The following is a 20,085-nucleotide window of genomic DNA, read 5'->3' as shown; positions in this document are numbered from 1 at the left end:
AATTTTACTTTATAAAGCACAACACTCGTGGACAATATCAATAGAAAGTCGGCACTGAAAGAAAACGAAGGAGTAGTTCCGCCTAATAGCACGAATGCGTCAGCAATTGCAGCTATACAAAAGAAAAGATTGCAAAAACAAACTGCGGAAGAATTAATTTCTAGAATCACTAAGGGTGATGCAGTTGCGCTAAGTCAAGGTATTACCTTAGTAGAAAGTTTAAATCCCGAACACCATAATAAAGCAAATCAAATTATCCAAGGTTGCCTACCATTTGCCAATAAATCCATTCGAATTGGTATCACTGGAGTTCCAGGAGTTGGTAAAAGTACATTTATAGAAGCCTTTGGTAGTCTATTAACATCTCTAGGTAATAAAGTTGCAGTCTTGGCGATTGACCCTAGCAGTAGTATTACAAAAGGAAGTATTTTAGGTGATAAAACCAGAATGGAAGAGTTAGTCAAAAACCCCAATGCTTATATACGTCCTTCTGCATCAGGAAATAGTCTAGGCGGGGTTGCACGAAAAACCAGAGAATCTATAATTCTCTGTGAAGCATGTGGTTACAATATTATTTTAGTAGAAACTGTTGGGGTTGGGCAAAGTGAAACAGCTGTTCACAGTATGGTTGATTTTTTTCTTCTCTTAAACCTTGCTGGTGCAGGCGATGAATTACAAGGTATTAAAAGAGGAATTATGGAGATGGCAGATGCCGTTGTAATTAATAAAGCAGATGGTGAAAATATTAAAAAAGCACAACTTGCACGTTTAGAATATGTAAGGGCTTTACATTTATTTCCAAAAAAAGATTCTGGATGGCCCCCAGAAGTAAGAACTTCAAGTGCTCTTGAACAGACAGGTATTCTAAAAATATGGGAGATGATTCAAGAATATATTATACTTACAAAAGAAAATAATTTTTTCCAAAATAACAGACAAGAACAAAACCAGTTTTGGATGATGGAAACCATTCAGGAAGAAGTATTAATGCATTTCTATAATGCTCCAGCAATAGCTGAGGCTATTGAGAAAAATAAAAAAGCGGTTCAAAAAAATGAGATATCTCCATTTGCCGCAGCTCAATTAGTTCTAAAAACCTATTTTAAATAAAAAAGAGACAATTAGATTTTCTAATTGTCTCTTTTTTATTTATTTAAAAGAAAAATTAATCTTCTTCTCCATCTTCTTCAACATAGCGTTCCATCTCACGATCGTAAAATACTCCTGCTTGTTCAATTAAAGATTCCATTTCTGCTTCAATTTCTGTAGATTCAGATTCTTCAATACTTTCTAAAAACTCGATCTCTTCTGATTCCAAATTGATTATAAATCGAGGAAAATCTAAATGAATAATAAAGATATCTTCTGGATGGTCTGTATTATCAGCTAAAACAAATTTTGGTAATTCCATATTGTATAAGTTTAATGATTATTACGTATCAATTTCTCGGTAAGTTTATGAAAGCGAAGATAAGAAAAAATTGCAGCAGCAGAAAGCCCAGCTAATAAACCATACCAAATTCCTACAGCTCCTAAATCTGTATATAAACCTAAATAAATCGAAGTAGGAAATCCAATTACCCAATAAGACACAAATGTAATCATCATAGGTATATTTACATCTTGAAGCCCTCTCAATGCCCCCAATGTCACTACTTGAATACCATCAGATATTTGAAAAATAGCAGCTACTAATAACAATTGTCCAGCAACTGCGATAACTTCTCTATTTAATTCTGCATTTACAATATCATTATTATCTAAAAACAACATGGGAATATACTCGTGAAAAACAACAAATCCAATAGCAAACACTGTATATATTAAAATGGTCATCAATAAAATAGAACGAGCAACTATTTTTAGCTTCTTATAATCTCCAAGTCCTCTTTGATTCCCAACACGAATCATCGCAGCAACACTTAATCCACTAGCAAACATAAAAGTCATGGAAGCTAAACTCAATGCAATTTGATTAGCCGCCTGGGAAACAGTACCTATCATCCCCGACAACCAAACTGCTCCAACGAATAATGCTACCTCAAAAAAACTGGTTAATCCAGATGGAATTCCAATTCTTGTAATCTTTTGGAGCATTTCTTTTTTAAGTTCTTTGAAACTTATTTGAGTCAAAAATGGTTTAAACAAATCTTTAGAAGTTAAAGCAAAATGCATATAGACTAACATAAGAACACGTGAAATCAAAGTTCCATAAGCTGCCCCAATCATTCCCATTTCGGGGAAAATCCACACACCATAAATCAATAAATAATTACAAACAACATTCGTTATATTGGCTATCAGAGTAGCATACATTGCATTTTTTGTTTGGGACTTCCCATCTGCAAACTGCTTATATGCTTGATACATTACCATAGGAATCAATGAAAGCGCAACAATATCCAAGAAAGGTTTTGCTAACGCAGTAACCTCCTCTGGTTGCCCCATATACATCAATAATGGTTTACAAAAAAAGATAATTGAAAATAAAAAAACTCCAACTATAGTACATAAAAACAACCCATTAACAAATATTCTTCTTCCTTCTTCATGATCATTAGAAGAATCACTATGAGCAACTAACGGTGTTAAAGCTGTTGAAAATCCAATACCTAAAGAGATCGCTATAAACACAAAACTATTCGCTAATGATGCAGCCGCCAATTCCGTTGCTCCTATTTTTCCAACCATAATGTTATCAATAACTCCAACAACAGTATGCCCCAACATAGCCAAAATAATTGGGTAAGCCAGCTGAATATTATATCTAAACTCTTTAAAATAAATGGATAAGTTCATTTTCTAAATTTTTGGCAAAGATAGCCACTTGGTAACAATCTCCATTATTAAATAAAACTTAATTATTACACTTTGAAAAAGAGACTATTATCTAACTCCTTTTCAAGGTACAATTCCTTACCTCATGTTGTCGTCTCTCTATATATCTACTTCTTTATTATAGATTGGCTTATTATTTGCATTATAATTCGAAACAAATTTAGCACTATGATTAAAGTAAAAAAGAATGTTCTCTTAACATTAATAGGAATTGCAATTTTAGCGACGAGTACTACTTTTGCACAGAAGAAAGAATACTATCCAAAAGGATTTAGAGTAGGTTTTGGTATTAATGGTGGACTACCAACTAATAATGATTTTGATGGAGCATTAGGCGTAGATGCACGTTTACAATATGATATAACTCGAAAAACTTCTCTTACAGCGACTACTGGTTTCACACACTTGTTTAGTAGTGAAGGAGATTTAGGTTTAATACCAGCAAAACTCGGATTCAAATCATTTTTTAATAGAAACTTGTACTTCCAAGGAGAGTTGGGGGCTGGTTTTGGTACTCATAAAGGGATGGGAAACACTTTCATTTGGTCACCTTCAATCGGTTTTGCAAATAAATTTATTGATATTAGCATGCAATATCAACGTTTTAATGATTATAACACTGACCAATTGGGAATCCGCATTGCATATGGCTTTAGTTTAAAAAATAAAAAAGCAAAAAAATAACAATTCCTATAAATAAAGATCCCCAATCAACTATTGCACTTTGTAAATTGATTGGGTTTTTTAATTCTAATCGATTTACAATCTGATTAGTACTAACTTTTTCTGCAACAAGTTGTAGTAAAACATTTAGTTCACTGTTCAATTCCCACATACAACATTGAACTTTTAAAGTAAAACAAGATCTTAACAAGTTACCTCCAATATTCTTTCATCCACCTCCTTTCTTGTATAGAATCTTCTTACCTACATACGGAGCATTTTTTAACAATAAAATAAGTATCTCAGCCTACTTAAAAAGTATCACCTAATCAATTAGACTTTAAAAGGTGTATATTTGCACGGTAAATAGTTTAAAGAATGGGAATCGTGTGAAATTCACGAGCTGTCGCGCAACTGTAATTTTTTTCTTAAAAGACTTCATTGTTTAGTTATGAAAAGGAGAAAAAAGTCAGGATACCAAACTTTAACCTCTTGCAATGCAAGCATGACACACTTTCGCGATTGAAGTAAGGTCAATGGATTTCATTACTATATACCTATAAGTATAGTGGCAAATTTAACCCATGCACCAATCAACCGACTGTAAATTCATGCAACTTTAAATGAATAAACAATTTTAAATGTATGATAGATCAAACGATGAACCGAGAACAGTTAATTGAAAAAAGAATCAAAGATTCAGAGACTCACGTTTTTAAAGCAGTGTTTCCTGGCACAACTAACCACCATAATACAATGTTTGGAGGTTCAGTGCTATATATAATGGATGAGATAGCGTTTATGACCGCAACGCGATTCAGCCGTAAAACTATAGTAACTGTTAGCAGTGATAAGATCGACTTCAAATATCCAATACCTGCGGGAACTTTAGTAGAACTAATTGGAACAGTGATTAGAGTAGGTAAAACCAGTTTAGACGTTCAAGTTGATGTTTTTATTGAAAGCATGTACAGAGACGGAAGAGACAAAGCTATTAGTGGAACATTTACTTTAGTCGCTATAAATGAAAATAAAAGACCTGTCCCTGTTTTAGATGAGATAGCAAATAATTAAAAAAAGGGTATCTCTTCCGAGATACCCTTTTTTAATATAAGATTTACTATAATCATCAATTAAGCTTCTTTAGACTTAATTTCTTCTTTAATTTTAACTTCTAGTTCATCCATCAATTCTGGATTATCCTTAATCAAACCTTTCACTGCATCACGCCCTTGACCCAACTTCGTTTCACCATAACTGAACCATGACCCGCTTTTCTTGATAATATTAAATTCAACAGCTAAATCAAGTACCTCTCCTACTTTCGAGATTCCTTCTCCGTACATAATATCAAACTCAGCTGTTCTAAAAGGAGGAGCAACTTTATTTTTTACAATCTTTACCTTAGTTCTATTCCCCATAACATTCTCTCCATCTTTAATCTGAGTAGAACGTCGAATATCCAAACGAACTGAGGCATAGAACTTCAATGCATTACCACCAGTTGTTGTTTCTGGATTTCCAAACATAACTCCAATCTTCTCACGCAATTGATTAATAAAAAACACAGTACAATTTGTTTTACTAATTGTACCAGTAAGTTTTCTAAGTGCCTGTGACATTAAACGAGCATGTAATCCCATTTTGGAATCTCCCATCTCACCTTCAATCTCACTTTTAGGAGTTAAAGCAGCAACAGAGTCAACTACAACTAAATCAATTGCACCAGAACGAATCAAGTTCTCCGCAATCTCCAAAGCTTGTTCACCATTATCTGGTTGAGATATAATAAGTTCATCAATATTAACACCTAACTTTTCAGCATAAAATCTATCAAAAGCATGTTCTGCATCGATAAACGCAGCAATACCACCTGTTTTTTGAACCTCTGCAATAGCATGTAAGGTCAAAGTCGTTTTTCCAGAAGATTCAGGTCCATAAATTTCAATAATTCTGCCTCGTGGATAACCTCCTACACCTAGAGCTAAATCAATTCCAAGAGAACCAGAAGAAATAGCTTCAACTTCCTCTACTGCCTTATCTCCTAATTTCATAACGGTTCCCTTACCGTATGTTTTATCTAATTTGTCTAAAGTAAGCTGTAACGCTTTTAACTTTGCTTCTTTATCTGCACTCATTAAAACTATATTTAAGTGTAAAAATAGTACTTTATTTTTAAGAATCAAATCTGAAAACTTCCCTTCAAATTTCTCATCTTCCAATACTATAAATAAGTTCTAAATTAACTTCCTTCAAATATCTCGGGAGTAAATAAACTGAATTGCGGTGACTTACAATATTGTAGCAGCAAACTACACCAATTCTGATTATCGATTTTCACTTATTCTCGTTAGTTTTTAAACAAAAGACTCTGTAGATTTATTTTTCAAGTTAGCAATAAAGGCAGACGGAGACATTCCAACAACTTTTTTAAATGTGATAGAAAAACCACTATGTGAAGTAAAACCACATTGACTAGCCAAATAACTAATTTTATATTGCAAATAAACAGGGTTTATTTTTAAACAGTCTACAATATAAGAAACACGCAATTCATTTATATAAGTTGAAAAATCTTTTCCTCTATGTTTTTTAATTACATATGCGATATACTTCTCATTTATTCCAGAAATATTTGCCAACTGATTTAAACTAACATCTTTCTTTAAAAAAAACTTCTCCTCTTCATAGTTTATCAAGACAGTCAAAATTGCACTTTCTTTTTCCTTTGACATATAAACCTTATTTCTAATAATTAAATCATTAGAAGAATCTTCTCGAACTATCTCTGGTAAAACAAAAGACTCTAATTCATATTCATCGATATCTTTTTCCAAATTCTTAAAAACTAAAATTAATATATATAAAAGCGATAAGATCGCTAAAGCAATAATCAAATACTCATTATTAACAAGACTAATCCAACTCGAATAATTTATAGAAATAGATTGCGTCGTTGTAAAGAAATTCCAATGCAAATCAATGCTATTGATTCTTGAATGAATGTTCACCCAAATAATTCTAAAATAATTCTCATACATTAAGGAATCCACAGTCACTATTCTCTTAACAAAAAAGACAACCTTATCTACACCTAAAACAAATACTGTTTTTCCAATAAAAAAATCCAACAATACCATGACAATAAGTATTTTATTATATTTAAAATCTTCTAAGAAGAATCACTAAACCTATATGTATATCGATACATTTAATATTATTTAGACAATAGAAATTTAAAAAAGACACATTATTATTCTAATAAAGAGATGTAAAATTAGAGCATTCATCTTCTTAACCTCAAATACAGGGGTGGACAAAGGGGTGGACATCTTATTTACGTTAGTATATTTGATGTTTAAACACCAGCTATTTTTATTTATTCTAATTTTTTAATAAATAAAAACCTTTTTTGTTTCCATACTTATACACACTAATCAATACCATTGACTACATTATTTGTAAATCTAACTTAGATTCTAAATGGAAAAACCACGAACTTTGAATATTGTTAAAATCAATTTCTTACAATAAAACAATCATCCTCTATGTAAATTATATATGAAAACGTATATTTGCATTTAGAACTCTTCCATTTAGAGTTTGGAATTTTATCGAATAATTATCCACAAATTTAGTTTATAGCATGCAACTGTATAACACTTTAAGCGCGGAAGAAAGAGCTGAACTTATTGCTTCGGCAGGTGAAAACCGCCTAACCTTATCTTTCTACGCATACGCCAAAATCAAAAATCCACAACAATTTAGAGACGAATTATTTTTAGCATGGAACCCTTTAGATGCTTTAGGTAGAACCTATGTAGCAGAAGAAGGAATTAATGCTCAAATGTCTGTTCCTGCCTCAAATTTCGAAGCCTTTAGAGCTACTTTAGAAGAATATGACTTTATGAAAGGCATACGTTTAAATGTAGCCGTAGAGCAAGATGATTTATCCTTTCTGAAACTAACAGTTAAAGTTCGAAAAAAAATTGTTGCTGATGGTCTTGATGACAATACTTTCGATGTTACGAATAAAGGAATTCATTTAAAAGCGAAAGAATTTAATGAGCTTTTAGAAGACCCAAATACTATAGTTGTAGATTTTAGAAATCATTATGAAAGTGAAATTGGACATTTTGTTGGAGCTATAACTCCAGATGTAGATACTTTTAGAGAATCACTTCCTATTATCAATGAAAAACTACAACAACATAAAGAAGATAAAAACTTACTAATGTATTGTACAGGAGGTATTCGTTGTGAAAAAGCTTCTGCCTATTTTAAGCATCATGGCTTTAAAAACGTATATCAATTAGAAGGAGGAATTATTGAGTATACAAGACAAATAAAATCAGAAGGACTAGAAAGCAAGTTTATTGGAAAAAACTTTGTATTCGACCACAGACTTGGAGAACGTATAACAGATGATATAATCGCCCAATGCCACCAATGTGGGGCACCTTGTGACACACACGTAAATTGTGCTAATGAAGCTTGTCATTTATTGTTTATTCAATGTGATGATTGTGCGGAAAAAATGCATAATTGTTGTTCTGAATCATGCGTTGACATTATTCAACTACCAGAAGAAGAACAAAAACAATTAAGAAAAGGTATTCAAAAAGGTAATCTTATATTTAAAAAAGGTAAATCCGACGCTTTAAAGTTCAAAGCAGAACGCAATGTATTTGAAGAGATTAAACCCGTAAAAATTAGCACTGTTACCAAAATCAGAAAAAAGAGAATTGAAAAAAAACTTGCGATTGGAAAAGTTGAACACTTTTTCACAAAAGCTAACGTTGGACAATTTATAATTCAAAATAACGAATTAAATATAGGAGACACTGTTCTTATTACAGGACCTACAACTGGGGAAGAGCGTCTCACTGTTAACTCTATGATGGTTAACGGTAAAGAAACTAACGTTTCTAAACAGAATGATAAAATGACAATGCAACTTTCATTTAGAGTGCGCAAGGGAGATTTGATTTTCAAAGTCGTATAATAAACTTCTACTTACCTAAAACAATGCTTGTAGCCTTTATGTTACAAGCATTGTTTTTTTTAAATCTCATTTGTACATTTGAATATGTTATAATCCGCAATATGGAAAAGCATCTATTCTTAACATTTAAAAATATTATTTCAATATATTATGAAAAAAATATACTATTTAAAAAGCTGTGACACTTGTAAAAAAATAATGAATCAAATTCCAAACATTGAACAATTTGAATTACAAGAAATAAAATCAAATCCGATCAATATAAACCAACTAGAAGCATTAAGGAAACACACAGACAGCTACGAAAGTTTATTTAATAAGAGAGCTCAATTGTATAAATTAAGAGGGCTTAAGGATCAGCAGCTCCAAGAAGAAGATTTTAAAAATTTAATTTTAGAACATTACACCTTTTTGAGTCGTCCAGTAATTTTAATAGGGGAATTAGCTTTCATAGGAAATAGTAAGAAAACAGTAGAAGAAATGCTCTTAGCTATATAGTCTATGTCTTGCTAGATATACTATCAACCAAAAATATAATAGAAACTAATACATTTAGCATCAATATTGACATTAAAATTATATATATATAAAACTATTTTGAACTAACACTTCTACTAAGAAAACACACAATAATAGGCAAGTCTATTTAATTTGTCTTAGGTATTCTAAAACAGAATATACAAATCCCATATAACATTAAGTAAATTGAAGTTATTATACTACTACTCCCTTATTTCAAGGGAGTTTTTCTATATTTGTAACTTTATTTATCCGTGTATGATACATTCTATGACAGGTTTCGGGAAAGCTTTTACGCAACTACCGACAAAAAAAATCACAGTTGAAGTTAAATCTCTAAACAGTAAAAGTTTAGATTTAAACGTTCGCCTTCCTTTGACCTATAGAGAAAAAGAGCTACCACTTAGAAACACTATTGCTCAGGCTTTAGAACGTGGTAAGGTTGACTTCTCAATATACGTTGAAGTGACTGCAGAGGAAACTTCTAGTAAGATTAACGCTCCAATCGTACACTCTTACATTAAACAAATGCAAGATATCATTCCAAATGCCGATGCTACTGAATTAATGAAAATGGCTGTTCGTATGCCTGATGCATTAAAGGTAGAACGAATTGAACTGGATGAAAACGAATGGGAAAAAATAGAATTAGTTATACAACAAGCTCTAGACAACATACAGTCCTTTAGAAGAAGCGAAGGGAAATCACTTGAAGATGATTTTAGATTTCGCATTCAAAACATTCGTGATTTTATGGATAAAGCCATTTCTCTTGATAAAGAACGTATAGATGGAGTTAAAGAACGTCTTAGAAGCAATCTTTTAGAAATGAAGGTGAATGTGGATGAAAATAGATTCGAACAAGAAGTAATCTATTATCTTGAGAAAATGGATATAACAGAAGAAAAAGTTCGTTTATCAAACCACTTAAACTATTTTTTAGAGACTCTTTCTGGTACTGAAGCAAATGGAAGAAAACTAGGGTTTATTACTCAAGAAATGGGACGTGAGATAAACACAATGGGTTCTAAATCAAACCATGCTGAAATGCAAAAATTTGTTGTTCAAATGAAAGATGAACTTGAAAAAATAAAAGAACAAGTACTAAACGTATTATAATACAAGGCATATTAAAATATTATGAAAAAAGGGAAGTTAATCGTTTTTTCTGCACCATCAGGCTCTGGTAAAACAACAATAGTTCGTCACCTATTGGCGCAAAAAGATTTAAATCTTGAGTTCTCTATATCTGCAACCTCCAGAAGTCCTAGAGGAGAAGAAATAAACGGTAAAGATTACTATTTCATATCACTCGAAGATTTCAAGCAACATATTAAATCAGAAGACTTTCTCGAATGGGAAGAAGTTTATAGAGATAATTTTTATGGAACCTTAAAATCCGAAGTTGAACGAATTTGGGCAGAAGGTAAAAACGTAATTTTCGATATTGATGTTGCCGGTGGTCTTAGAATAAAGAAAAAATTTCCAGAGGAAACTTTGGCCGTTTTTGTAAAACCACCAAGTATAGATGAATTAAAAATTCGCTTAAAAAAACGTTCTACAGAAACTGAAGACAAAATCAACATGCGTATTGCTAAAGCCTCTGTAGAATTAGCTACTGCTCCACAATTTGATGTTATTATAAAAAATTATGACCTAGATACGGCTAAAGAAGAAGCCTATCAATTAGTAAAGAAATTTACCGAATAATCTATTTAACTATGAAAATCGGTTTGTATTTTGGAACTTTTAATCCAATCCACATTGGACATTTAGTTATAGCTAATCACATTACACAATATACCGATGTAGATGAAGTTTGGATGATTGTTACTCCTCATAGCCCTTTAAAGAAAAAGAGAGGCCTTCTAGAAGACTATCATCGACTACATATGGTGCATTTAGCTACCGAAGCATACGATCGATTAAAAGCCTCAGATATTGAATTTAGCCTACCGCAGCCAAATTACACAATTGACACTATGGCTTATTTACATGAAAAACACCCGAATCATGAATTTTCTTTGATTATGGGCGAAGATAATTTAGATTCCTTTCATAAGTGGAAGAATTACGAGCTGTTGTTGGAACGATATTCTTTAATTGTATATCCTCGTGTATATAAAGAGAAATCAACTCATAATACATCTCTACTAAAACATTCTAGTGTACATTTTGTAAGAAACGCTCCAATAATGGAAATTTCTTCAACCTTTATTCGAGAAGCAATAAAAGAAAACAAAGATATCCGTCCTTTAATAGATTCTAAAGTTTGGGGATATATAAACCACAATCTGTTTTACAAAAAATAGATTAGTAATAAAAAAAGCTGTTATAAATATTTATAACAGCTTTTTTTATATCTCTAGCAAATAATTTTATTGATTTATAATTATCTTCTCGGTATGCGTTTTGCCATCTACATTAAATACCAACAAATAGACTCCATTTGTTAGAGAATTAACATCAATGCTATTTTCACCTTGATACAGTTGCTCAACATAAACTCTTTTCCCCATTATATTAAATAACTCAACAGTTATTGGGTTTACATTATCAGTACTCACTTTAATAATTCCATCTACAACAGGATTTGGATATACTCTTAATTTTGATTCAACCTCAAATTCACCGATCGATAAATTCCCCCCTTCACCTATTCCTACAGCATACCAAGCATTTTTAACTTCATTATACTCAGCAGAATCCAATCCATAAAAATCTTCTGCGAATTGTAGTGACCCATCATAAGCATCCAAAAAACCAGAATTATAATTCAAATAATCCATCATATTGTGATAAGCAATTTTTTCTGCTTTAGCTCTACCTATACCATTAACAACATAATCATTATTTAAATCATTAGTACCTGACCCACCTTCAACTAATAAGTAAAACCAATAGTTTTGTACACTACTATTAATATGAACTCCTCCATTATCATAACCAATATTGGCCGTATCAACCCAATACTTTCCTTTATAGGTATTAGGATATCCCTTAACCTTAGGATCTTGCATACTTCTCATAAAATCATTAGCCCCCTTCAAGATGATACCTTCACCTATAAGCCAATTTGAATCTGTTCCTATCGCATAATTCTCAATAGATGTCCCAAAAATATCAGCAAAAGATTCATTTAATGCTCCTGATTCTCCTTGATACTTTAATCCATCCGAACCATTGTTATTCATTACTAAATGAGTATATTCATGACCTGCCACATCAATTCCAACTACAGGATCGTAATTCACACCATCCCCTGTACCAAAAGCCATAAAATTAAAAGGGAATGGCATTGCTACGGCATTATTCGGAAAACCGCCACTAGGACCTATCAAAGCATCTATAAAGTCATCTCCTGGATTGTAATAACTAGTGATTTTACTGTTTTGTCCATCAAAACTCAACCTATTAAAAGTATCCTTATAATAATCATACGTTTTTTCCATCCCCCAATGAGCATCTATAGCAGCATTTAATGAAAAGTGCGTTGTAGAACTAACAATATCTGCCTTATTTAAAAACAGTATTTCTTTTTTTACTTTATCATAACTAATGGCTACATCCTTCGCATCAAAAGTCTCTATATTCCTTGAATTATCACGTAATCTATAACCTCCACTAAATTGCTCAACGGCAATACTTTGATTTCCATAATAATATGTTGTTCCAGTACCTTTAACATCAGCATTAGCTATTAGACTTACCGAATTCAATATATCACCAGTTTTTGCATCTACCCAAACATTCTTCATGAAGAAAGGTTTGAAGGAATCAATTCTAAACTCATAAGCAAGTATTTCTTTGACTTCCTCACCTTCAATTTTAGAATAAACAACTAATTGGGGAGTATATATATTTACACTCTCCACAATATTAAAAGCGTTCTTCGCATAATCAATAGCCTCTTCAGCAGTAATTGAAGCTACAATATCGATACTTAAATCAGCCCCAACTTGTCCATTGATACTCAAAACAGTTCCACCTTTCGAATGAACCATTATTACTTTTCCACTAAGAGGTAACCCTTTATAATATTGTTGATATTTAATATGACTAATATCATTATTGTCAACACTTTCACTAATCTTAACAAAGCCACTCTTGTCAGATAAATTAAACCAATTTAAAAGCTCCTTCTCAACATCCTTACTTTGAACTTTAAAAGATTTAAAAGAAGAAGAAAAAGAACCCTGCATAGTAGTTCTCTCTATTTTAGGCCACTTTCCATCTTTACCATACTGTAATCCCCGATAAATATTATCATTGCCAGCATCAATAGTACCCATCGTAATAAAACTAAGCATTACAATTGGCAAAGCATTTTTATATTTATGAGTTGTGAGTTTGTAATTATTAAACATTATATATTGTTTATTTTAAGTTAATAGTTATCCAAATATAACCAAAAAAAACAGAATGCCCTTTAAAACATAGCGAATAGATGTTTTATAACTAACAAAATAGATTAAATAAAAAAAGCTCTAAAATAAAATTCAGAGCTTTTTTACGTTATCATCTTTACCGTTATTATTTTTTCTCAAAATCTACTTTAGTAATTAAAGTCTTATGATTCTTTTTCTCTAAATGAATTGTTTCCTCACCTTTTCCATTTTCATAGCTTATATCATATACAAACACATACTCAGTATTTTTACTATCATCTGTTTTTACCTTCGAAGCCTCCCAATTAAGCAAAGTAAAACTCTTAATTGCCCCTAATTCATCATTTCTTTCTTTTATCTTTTTTTGAAAATCTGAAACAGAGTTTTGATCAAAATAATCATTACTTAATAGTTTTGGAATTGAATCATATGCTTGATTCATCACATGATAATAATACCAACCTGTTACTTTTTCACCAGCAATTTTATCACCAGCTTTATGACTCTTCTTATTTGAATCACATGATATCATCCCAATACCAATCATTAAGAACACCAATAGCTTTTTCATATTATATTATTTTAGTTAAACATTTCCTACACTATAATTTATTATTATAATATTTTCATACAAATACATTTAAAACTACAACAATCTAATAGAATAGACAAGCAAATAGTAAAAATATTCTTAAAATAATTTTAAATAAAACACAAAATAAATAAGAAGTAATAACTACAACTTTCTTTTTGAATAATAATATGTGTATGCCCAAGTAAGTGTAAAAGTTGGTATAACATCTAATCCTGGTGATATCTCTTCAATAAAATTCACAATTGCCCCAACTTTACCAACATTTCCCTTATACATTTTAACAAGAATAAAAGAAGATATTGGAGCCCAAACAAAATCAATACTTTCTCCTAAGCCAGGAACTATAAATGAAACCAAACCAACTAAATCCATAAAAAGCCCCAAAAAAAGCATTTTATATTTATTCTTATCTTCATTTTCCATAATAACTAAAATTTAATATTATTTTATTTTGGAACTATAAACTTTTTGAAACTTTTCAATTTTTGGTTTAATAACAGCATTACAATAAGGTTGATTTCCATTTAAATTAAAATAATTCTTATGATAATCCTCTGCAATATAAAACTTCGTCGATGGTGATAATTGAGTAACAATTGGATTCCTATAAACTTTTTCCTCTGTCAAAACATTTATATACTCTTCAGCCATTTCTTGCTGCTTTTCATCTACATAAAATATCTCACTTCGATATTGAGTACCAATGTCGTTACCTTGTTTATTTAGACTAGTAGGATCATGTGTTGCAAAAAATATCTCTAGCAAAGCATAATAACTAATCTCTTGTTCATCATAAGTAATTTCAACAACCTCCGCATGTTCAGTTGTCCCAGTACAAACCTGTTCATATGTTGGATTCTCAACAATCCCACCCATATATCCCGGTAAAACCTCTTTCACTCCTTTCAATTGATTAAAAATTGCCTCAGTACACCAAAAGCATCCTCCTGCAAATATGGCTTTTTTAAACTTCATTGCTTCATTCATATCTTAATAGTAATTAATGTAATTAAATGTATATAAAATAAATGACATAGTCTCGATGTAGACAATTAAAATAGACATACTATTTCCTTAAAGTTGAAAAATAGTGTTACTTTGTAGAAATTTCTTAAACCATGATTAAAGCCAAAAATATCCTTAAATATTATGACAACTTACAAGTGTTAAAAGGAGTCGATATTCATATTAAGAAAAAAGAAATTGTTTCTATTGTAGGTGCTTCAGGTGCTGGAAAAACAACTCTATTACAAATTTTAGGCACTTTAGACAAACCCTCACATCCTAATGATAGTAATTTATTCATTAATGACCAAAACATCCTAAAATTAAACGATAAGGAACTCTCTAAATTCAGAAATTTGAACTTAGGTTTCATTTTTCAATTTCATCAATTATTGCCGGAATTTACAGCATTAGAAAACGTATGTTTACCGGCTTTTATTGCAGGAAAAGGTAAGGCTGAAACAGAAATAGAAGCTAAAAAACTACTAAGCTATCTAGGCTTATCCCATAGAGAAAAGCACTTTCCCTCAGAATTATCTGGAGGAGAACAACAAAGAGTTGCTGTGGCAAGAGCATTGATAAATAAACCTGAAGTTATATTTGCCGATGAACCATCTGGAAATCTAGATACACATGCTGCGGAAAACCTACATAAACTATTTTTCAAACTTCGAGATGAATTAGGGCAAACTTTCGTAATCGTCACACATAATGAAGAATTAGCAAATATGGCTGACAGAAAATTAGTAATGGTTGATGGATTAATTCAATATAGTTCAAATGAATAATAAGGAATTAAAAGAATTTTTAGATGAAAAAAGTCTCTTATACAATCATCCAGATTTTATTTTAAATGACCCTATTCAAATACCTCATCTATACACTGAAAAACAAGACATCGAAATTGCAGGTTTTCTTAGTGCAACTATTGCATGGGGCAATAGAACAATGATTATTAAGAATGCGAAGAGGATGATGGACCTTATGGGAAACTCACCACATGATTTCATATTAAATCACAAAGAACATCACCTAGACTCTTTAAGTACATTTGTCCATCGAACATTCAACGGAGAAGATTTTAAAGGTTTTATAATTGGATTGAATCATATCTATCAACACCACAACGGTCTTGAAAATGTTTTCACTAATTCTAACATCACTCTACAAGAAAGAATCTCCGACTTTAAAAAGATATTCTTCGAAGTCGATCAATTAACAAGAACACATAAACACATTTCAGATCCACGAAAAGGTTCAGCCGCAAAGCGCATTAATATGTTTCTAAGATGGATGGTACGAAACGATCAAAGAGGAGTGGATTTTGGATTATGGAAAAATATTTCTCCTTCCGAATTAAGCTGCCCATTAGATGTACATTCAGGTAATGTAGCTCGAAAATTAGGTATATTAAATAGAAAACAAAATGACGCTAAAGCGCTTGCCGAATTAGACGAAGCGCTACGTTCTTTTGATTCAACAGACCCTACAAAATATGATTTTGCACTCTTTGGATTAGGAGCAATAGAGAAATTTTAAATATTATCTAAAGATTGATACTCTAACGGTATATTTTCATTATATATAGCCTTAACAATACCGTCTGATAGACCTATTTTAGGAACGATGATATGCTTTGCTCCACTCCACTTCATTGCATTTACATAAATTCTTAATGCAGGAATAATTACATCGGCACGATCTGGATTCAAACCTAAAGTAGATATACGCATATCATAACTCATAGACTTCAATTTATTAAATTGAGTAGTTAAATATAAATATCCCAATGGTTTATCTTGTGGTTTGCGTGACATCTTAAATATCTTATTGATATTTCCACCAGACCCCACCATAACCACATCATCCAATTCTTTCACTTGATCTTTTAACCATTTTTCAATTTCATTCCATACTGAATCTGGCACCATATTATTAATAAGACGAACAGTACCGTTCTTAAAGGATTTCGAAGTTAATTGCTTCCCTTGTGAAAACAAAGTAAATTCAGTACTACCCCCACCAACATCTACATAAATCAAATTCCTTTCTGCTTTAATAAATTGTTTCAAATCAGACGACGCAATTATGCTAGCTTCTTTCTTGCCATCAATAATAGCAATCTTTATACCTGTCTGCTTTTCTATTAAATCCACAATCTCTTGTCCGTTAAATGCTTCTCTCATCGCAGAAGTCGCACAGGCCATAAAGCGTTCAACTCGATTTACACGCATTAGCAACTTAAAAGCTTGCATAGCTTCTAGCATACGTAGCTTATTCTCCTCAGAAATTTCACCTACAGTGAAAGCGTCTTGCCCTAATCGAATAGGCACCCTTACTAAAGAACTTTTACTAAACAAGGTTTCTTTACCTTCCTCTTCAATAATATTCATCAAAAGCAATCTCATAGCATTTGAGCCAATATCAATCGCTGCATATTTCTTTATTTTCAACATTTACTGATTAAGTTTATTCTTGAAATAATTATAGATTTCCTTCTGAGATTGAAAGTCAACACCATTTACCTCGCGATAAAAATTTCTCAAATCTTCAGTATGATATCTTGCTTTTATATTGCCTTTCCATCCTATTTCAAAAGTTTCCATTAACTCATTTTTAATATCCTCATCATATATAGGACAAGTAACTTCAACCCTTTCGTCTAAATTCCTTGTCATAAAATCGGCTGAAGAAATAAACACATCTGGTTTACCTCCGTTACTAAATATATATATGCGTGAGTGTTCTAAAAATCGATCTACTACACTAATTGCTTCAATATTCTCACTCATACCTGGAACTCCAGGTATCAAACTGCATATTCCCCTAATAATCAACTGTATCTTAACTCCAGCGTTACTTGCCTCATAAAGCCTGTCAATTAATTTGATATCTGACAAACTATTCATCTTTAGTCTAATAAAACTAGGGATACCCAACTTTGCGTTTTTTATCTCTCTCTCTATTAATTTATTAAACTTAGAGCGCGTATAATGCGGAGAAACCAATAAATGTTTGTAACGATGAACTCGATAATTAACCTCTAAAAAATCAAAAACTTTAGTAACGTCTTTTAAAATCTTAGAATGACTTGTCATCAATGTAACATCGGTATAAACTTTTGAAGTACTTTCATTAAAGTTCCCAGTTGATATAAACCCATATCTTTTAACTTTCTTTCCTTCTAATCGCTCAATTACACAAATTTTACTGTGAACCTTTAATCCTCTAACACCAAAAATCAATTGGATTCCTTCAGACTGCATTAATTCCGAATAATAAATATTACTGGCTTCATCGAACCTAGCCTGCAATTCAATCTGAACAACTACTTTCTTATCATTCTTTGCAGCATTAATTAGAGAGCTTATAATCTGAGAATTCTTAGCTAATCTATACAGAGTAATCTTAATAGAAACTACTTTAGGATCTAAAGCTGCTTCTCTTAAGAAACGCACCAAATAAGAAAAGGATTGAAAAGGTGTATAAATCATAAAATCCTTTTTGTTAATCTGCTCTAATATAGAGCCTTCAAAACTCAAACCTGGAACAGGTAAAGGAATATTTTTAGGATAAATCAAATCAAACCGTTCTAAAGCAGGGAAACTCATATAATCTCGTCTATTATGATATCTTCCTCCTGGGATAATACTATCAATAGCTTCGATCTCCACCCTGTCAATAAAAAACTGAAGCATGTCCGCATCCATACTTTCATCATAAACGAAACGCACAATTTCTCCCTCCCTTCTATCTCTAACTCCACTAGATATCTTTTCAACAAAAGATTTATGCAAATCAGTATCAAAATCAAGTTCTGAATCACGAGTTACTTTAATCATGTGTGCCGTTATACTTTCGTATTCGAAAATCGAAAATATAGAACCTAAATTATAACGAATCACATCATCCAATAAAATGATGTATTTCTTCCCATCATTAGATGGGAGTTCAACAAATCTATTAATTGTTTTAGGTATCTCTATTAGTGCATATCGGACATCTTTCTCATTAGTATCTTTGTGAGTTGTCCCCATAACTAACTTTACAGCTAAATATCCCAACGCATCTCGCAACATTGGAAATTCAGAAAGATCATTTAATATAATTGTAATTAAATCGGGACTAACAACGTGTAGGAAAAAATCTTTTACAAAAATTTGTTGATCTTGATTAATCTCTGTTTCGTTTAAAATATAAATTCCCTCCTTTTCAAGTTCTTTTTCAATCCCTTCTAAAATTCTAAAACTTTCATTCTGTAATCTAATAACAATATCCGTAATTTCTTTTAACAAATCACGAGCCGTTATACCACTCTCTAACTTTTTCCCTCCTTCTCCATTAAAATTCATTCTGCGAATAGCAGCATACCGCACTCTAAAAAACTCATCTAAATTATTTGAAAAAATCCCTAAAAAACGCAGTCGTTCCAAAAGTGGAACAGTAGTATCCGCTGCCTCCTGTAATACACGTTCGTTAAAAGCTAACCAACTTTTTTCTCGGTCAGTATACCTATATTTAACATTAGTTGCTATCATATTTTAAAATCACGCGGATATAATTCCTTTACAATTCGTCCTTTTTTAATATTCCTCCAATCCTCCTCATCAAATTTCATTATTATGACACCAGAAGTTGGAACACTTTCAATCGTGCGGTCTCCAAATTTATTAACAAAATTCGTTATTGCATCATTATGTCCAAAAAGAATTAAACTCTGATGAGAAATTTCGCATTTTCTTATAGTCTTCTCAAGCATTGCTAGGTCAAAAGTATAAAGATCTTTCTTTACAATAATACTATCTAATGAAACATTCATATTCTGACAAAAAATCACAGCCGTGTTATAAGCTCTAGTAGCAACACTAGTCCAAACAATAAAACTTTTTGGTAAAAAAGGCTTTAATGCTTCAGAAACTAAATGAGCATCATTTATTCCTCTTACTGACAATGGACGCGCAACATCGTTCAATGTGGTTTCCCATGAAGATTTTGCATGGCGAATTAGAATCAAATTTATCATAGCATTAAATTTTTTATTGATTTATTGATTTTTTACCATCTTTTAAAAC

21 protein-coding genes and 1 riboswitch are annotated in these 20,085 nt (G+C 31.6%); of the genes, 10 read left to right on the top strand and 11 right to left on the bottom strand.

Translation table 11 applies throughout. The annotated features are described in order from the left end of the window. Positions 1-27: 27 nt before the first annotated feature. Positions 28-1,110: a methylmalonyl Co-A mutase-associated GTPase MeaB gene (gene meaB, locus BM024_RS00205; RefSeq protein ID WP_090677377.1), complete on the top strand. Its 1,083-nt coding sequence runs from the start codon at positions 28-30 to the stop codon at positions 1,108-1,110. Positions 1,111-1,165: 55 nt separating this feature from the next. Here the strand turns inward: meaB and BM024_RS00200 are convergent, their stop codons facing one another. Both BM024_RS00200 and BM024_RS00195 read right to left on the bottom strand, forming a co-directional pair. Continuing rightward, entirely contained in the window at positions 1,166-1,411 is a 246-nt protein-coding gene (locus BM024_RS00200; RefSeq protein WP_090677375.1) for a hypothetical protein, read from the bottom strand. An 11-nt stretch (positions 1,412-1,422) separates the two neighbouring features. Beyond that, entirely contained in the window at positions 1,423-2,799 is a 1,377-nt protein-coding gene (locus tag BM024_RS00195) for an MATE family efflux transporter (protein WP_090677372.1), read from the bottom strand. Positions 2,800-3,006: 207 nt separating this feature from the next. Between BM024_RS00195 and BM024_RS00190 the strand changes: the two genes are divergently transcribed. Together BM024_RS00190 and BM024_RS00180 are read left to right on the top strand one after the other, a co-directional pair. Further along, on the top strand, positions 3,007-3,522 hold the full coding sequence (locus tag BM024_RS00190; RefSeq protein ID WP_090677370.1) for a hypothetical protein: 516 nt from the start codon (positions 3,007-3,009) through the stop codon (positions 3,520-3,522). A 306-nt stretch (positions 3,523-3,828) separates the two neighbouring features. Then, a riboswitch (cobalamin riboswitch) is annotated at positions 3,829-4,001 on the top strand. A 145-nt stretch (positions 4,002-4,146) separates the two neighbouring features. Beyond that, positions 4,147-4,575 carry an acyl-CoA thioesterase gene (locus BM024_RS00180; protein ID WP_090677366.1) on the top strand — a complete coding sequence of 143 codons (429 nt, stop codon included), beginning with the start codon at positions 4,147-4,149 and terminating at the stop codon, positions 4,573-4,575. Positions 4,576-4,634: 59 nt separating this feature from the next. Here the strand turns inward: BM024_RS00180 and recA are convergent, their stop codons facing one another. Further along, the gene (gene recA / locus BM024_RS00175; RefSeq protein ID WP_090677763.1) at positions 4,635-5,639 is read right to left on the bottom strand and encodes a recombinase RecA; all 1,005 of its coding nucleotides are present in this window, start codon (positions 5,637-5,639) and stop codon (positions 4,635-4,637) included. Positions 5,640-5,858: 219 nt separating this feature from the next. Next, positions 5,859-6,641: a helix-turn-helix domain-containing protein gene (locus BM024_RS00170; protein ID WP_090677365.1), complete on the bottom strand. Its 783-nt coding sequence runs from the start codon at positions 6,639-6,641 to the stop codon at positions 5,859-5,861. Between the two features lie 506 nt (positions 6,642-7,147). On the opposite strand from BM024_RS00170, the gene trhO reads away from it, so the two are divergent. The 5 genes from trhO (at position 7,148) to nadD (ending at position 11,337) form a co-directional block, all read left to right on the top strand. Continuing rightward, complete coding sequence (gene trhO / locus BM024_RS00165) at positions 7,148-8,506, top strand: oxygen-dependent tRNA uridine(34) hydroxylase TrhO (protein WP_090677363.1); 1,359 nt, start codon at positions 7,148-7,150, stop codon at positions 8,504-8,506. 150 nt (positions 8,507-8,656) lie between these two features. Next, entirely contained in the window at positions 8,657-9,004 is a 348-nt protein-coding gene (locus tag BM024_RS00160) for an arsenate reductase family protein (RefSeq protein WP_090677361.1), read from the top strand. Positions 9,005-9,295: 291 nt separating this feature from the next. Next, a complete protein-coding gene (locus tag BM024_RS00155; protein ID WP_090677360.1) occupies positions 9,296-10,144 on the top strand; it encodes a YicC/YloC family endoribonuclease in 849 nt (282 codons plus the stop codon). A 21-nt stretch (positions 10,145-10,165) separates the two neighbouring features. Further along, positions 10,166-10,735 carry a guanylate kinase gene (gene gmk, locus BM024_RS00150; RefSeq protein ID WP_090677358.1) on the top strand — a complete coding sequence of 190 codons (570 nt, stop codon included), beginning with the start codon at positions 10,166-10,168 and terminating at the stop codon, positions 10,733-10,735. 11 nt (positions 10,736-10,746) lie between these two features. Beyond that, a complete protein-coding gene (nadD, locus tag BM024_RS00145; RefSeq protein WP_090677356.1) occupies positions 10,747-11,337 on the top strand; it encodes a nicotinate (nicotinamide) nucleotide adenylyltransferase in 591 nt (196 codons plus the stop codon). Between the two features lie 66 nt (positions 11,338-11,403). Here nadD and BM024_RS00140 read toward each other — a convergent pair whose 3' ends face one another. From BM024_RS00140 to msrA, 4 genes are all read right to left on the bottom strand, one after another. Beyond that, positions 11,404-13,392: a M4 family metallopeptidase gene (locus BM024_RS00140; RefSeq protein WP_090677351.1), complete on the bottom strand. Its 1,989-nt coding sequence runs from the start codon at positions 13,390-13,392 to the stop codon at positions 11,404-11,406. Between the two features lie 166 nt (positions 13,393-13,558). Continuing rightward, entirely contained in the window at positions 13,559-13,984 is a 426-nt protein-coding gene (locus tag BM024_RS00135; RefSeq protein WP_090677348.1) for a hypothetical protein, read from the bottom strand. A 165-nt stretch (positions 13,985-14,149) separates the two neighbouring features. Further along, complete coding sequence (locus BM024_RS00130) at positions 14,150-14,431, bottom strand: hypothetical protein (protein ID WP_090677345.1); 282 nt, start codon at positions 14,429-14,431, stop codon at positions 14,150-14,152. Between the two features lie 18 nt (positions 14,432-14,449). Then, a complete protein-coding gene (gene msrA, locus BM024_RS00125) occupies positions 14,450-14,995 on the bottom strand; it encodes a peptide-methionine (S)-S-oxide reductase MsrA (protein WP_218148696.1) in 546 nt (181 codons plus the stop codon). 131 nt (positions 14,996-15,126) lie between these two features. On the opposite strand from msrA, the gene BM024_RS00120 reads away from it, so the two are divergent. Further along, positions 15,127-15,801, top strand: coding sequence for an ABC transporter ATP-binding protein (locus BM024_RS00120; RefSeq protein WP_090677341.1), 675 nt, complete (start codon positions 15,127-15,129; stop codon positions 15,799-15,801). Next, positions 15,794-16,552: a TIGR02757 family protein gene (locus BM024_RS00115; protein ID WP_090677338.1), complete on the top strand. Its 759-nt coding sequence runs from the start codon at positions 15,794-15,796 to the stop codon at positions 16,550-16,552. The genes BM024_RS00120 and BM024_RS00115 overlap by 8 nt, the downstream gene beginning before the upstream one ends. On the opposite strand, the gene BM024_RS00110 is transcribed toward BM024_RS00115, so the two are convergent. From BM024_RS00110 to BM024_RS00100, 3 genes are read right to left on the bottom strand one after another with little or no spacing between them, the layout of a single operon-like run. Continuing rightward, positions 16,549-17,469 (bottom strand): Ppx/GppA phosphatase family protein, encoded by a 921-nt coding sequence (locus BM024_RS00110; RefSeq protein ID WP_090677335.1) that lies wholly within the window; start codon positions 17,467-17,469, stop codon positions 16,549-16,551. The two genes, BM024_RS00115 and BM024_RS00110, sit on opposite strands and share 4 nt — an antisense overlap. Continuing rightward, entirely contained in the window at positions 17,470-19,551 is a 2,082-nt protein-coding gene (ppk1, locus tag BM024_RS00105; protein ID WP_090677327.1) for a polyphosphate kinase 1, read from the bottom strand. Further along, entirely contained in the window at positions 19,548-20,036 is a 489-nt protein-coding gene (locus BM024_RS00100) for a SixA phosphatase family protein (RefSeq protein ID WP_090677323.1), read from the bottom strand. Before BM024_RS00100 ends, ppk1 begins: the two co-directional genes overlap by 4 nt. Positions 20,037-20,085: the final 49 nt, after the last annotated feature.

Origin of the sequence: Myroides guanonis, assembly GCF_900114085.1 — a bacterium.
Taxonomy (GTDB): domain Bacteria; phylum Bacteroidota; class Bacteroidia; order Flavobacteriales; family Flavobacteriaceae; genus Flavobacterium; species Flavobacterium guanonis.
Note: the sequence above shows the minus strand (reverse complement) of the source record. Positions and strands in the feature narration are given on the sequence as shown.

What these genes read in the sequence shown, in the direction of transcription:
- trhO (WP_090677363.1), top strand. Translation starts at nt 7,148, where the DNA reads ATGCAACTGTATAACACTTTAAGCGCGGAAGAAAGAGCTGAACTTATT.
- gmk (WP_090677358.1), top strand. Translation starts at nt 10,166, where the DNA reads ATGAAAAAAGGGAAGTTAATCGTTTTTTCTGCACCATCAGGCTCTGGT.
- BM024_RS00120 (WP_090677341.1), top strand. Translation starts at nt 15,127, where the DNA reads ATGATTAAAGCCAAAAATATCCTTAAATATTATGACAACTTACAAGTG.
- recA (WP_090677763.1), bottom strand. Translation starts at nt 5,639, where the DNA reads ATGAGTGCAGATAAAGAAGCAAAGTTAAAAGCGTTACAGCTTACTTTA.
- BM024_RS00200 (WP_090677375.1), bottom strand. Translation starts at nt 1,411, where the DNA reads ATGGAATTACCAAAATTTGTTTTAGCTGATAATACAGACCATCCAGAA.
- ppk1 (WP_090677327.1), bottom strand. Translation starts at nt 19,551, where the DNA reads ATGATAGCAACTAATGTTAAATATAGGTATACTGACCGAGAAAAAAGT.
- BM024_RS00135 (WP_090677348.1), bottom strand. Translation starts at nt 13,984, where the DNA reads ATGAAAAAGCTATTGGTGTTCTTAATGATTGGTATTGGGATGATATCA.
- BM024_RS00180 (WP_090677366.1), top strand. Translation starts at nt 4,147, where the DNA reads ATGATAGATCAAACGATGAACCGAGAACAGTTAATTGAAAAAAGAATC.
- BM024_RS00100 (WP_090677323.1), bottom strand. Translation starts at nt 20,036, where the DNA reads ATGATAAATTTGATTCTAATTCGCCATGCAAAATCTTCATGGGAAACC.
- BM024_RS00140 (WP_090677351.1), bottom strand. Translation starts at nt 13,392, where the DNA reads ATGTTTAATAATTACAAACTCACAACTCATAAATATAAAAATGCTTTG.
- BM024_RS00195 (WP_090677372.1), bottom strand. Translation starts at nt 2,799, where the DNA reads ATGAACTTATCCATTTATTTTAAAGAGTTTAGATATAATATTCAGCTG.
- BM024_RS00130 (WP_090677345.1), bottom strand. Translation starts at nt 14,431, where the DNA reads ATGGAAAATGAAGATAAGAATAAATATAAAATGCTTTTTTTGGGGCTT.
- BM024_RS00160 (WP_090677361.1), top strand. Translation starts at nt 8,657, where the DNA reads ATGAAAAAAATATACTATTTAAAAAGCTGTGACACTTGTAAAAAAATA.
- BM024_RS00155 (WP_090677360.1), top strand. Translation starts at nt 9,296, where the DNA reads ATGACAGGTTTCGGGAAAGCTTTTACGCAACTACCGACAAAAAAAATC.
- BM024_RS00170 (WP_090677365.1), bottom strand. Translation starts at nt 6,641, where the DNA reads ATGGTATTGTTGGATTTTTTTATTGGAAAAACAGTATTTGTTTTAGGT.
- BM024_RS00110 (WP_090677335.1), bottom strand. Translation starts at nt 17,469, where the DNA reads ATGTTGAAAATAAAGAAATATGCAGCGATTGATATTGGCTCAAATGCT.
- nadD (WP_090677356.1), top strand. Translation starts at nt 10,747, where the DNA reads ATGAAAATCGGTTTGTATTTTGGAACTTTTAATCCAATCCACATTGGA.
- BM024_RS00190 (WP_090677370.1), top strand. Translation starts at nt 3,007, where the DNA reads ATGATTAAAGTAAAAAAGAATGTTCTCTTAACATTAATAGGAATTGCA.
- msrA (WP_218148696.1), bottom strand. Translation starts at nt 14,995, where the DNA reads ATGAATGAAGCAATGAAGTTTAAAAAAGCCATATTTGCAGGAGGATGC.
- BM024_RS00115 (WP_090677338.1), top strand. Translation starts at nt 15,794, where the DNA reads ATGAATAATAAGGAATTAAAAGAATTTTTAGATGAAAAAAGTCTCTTA.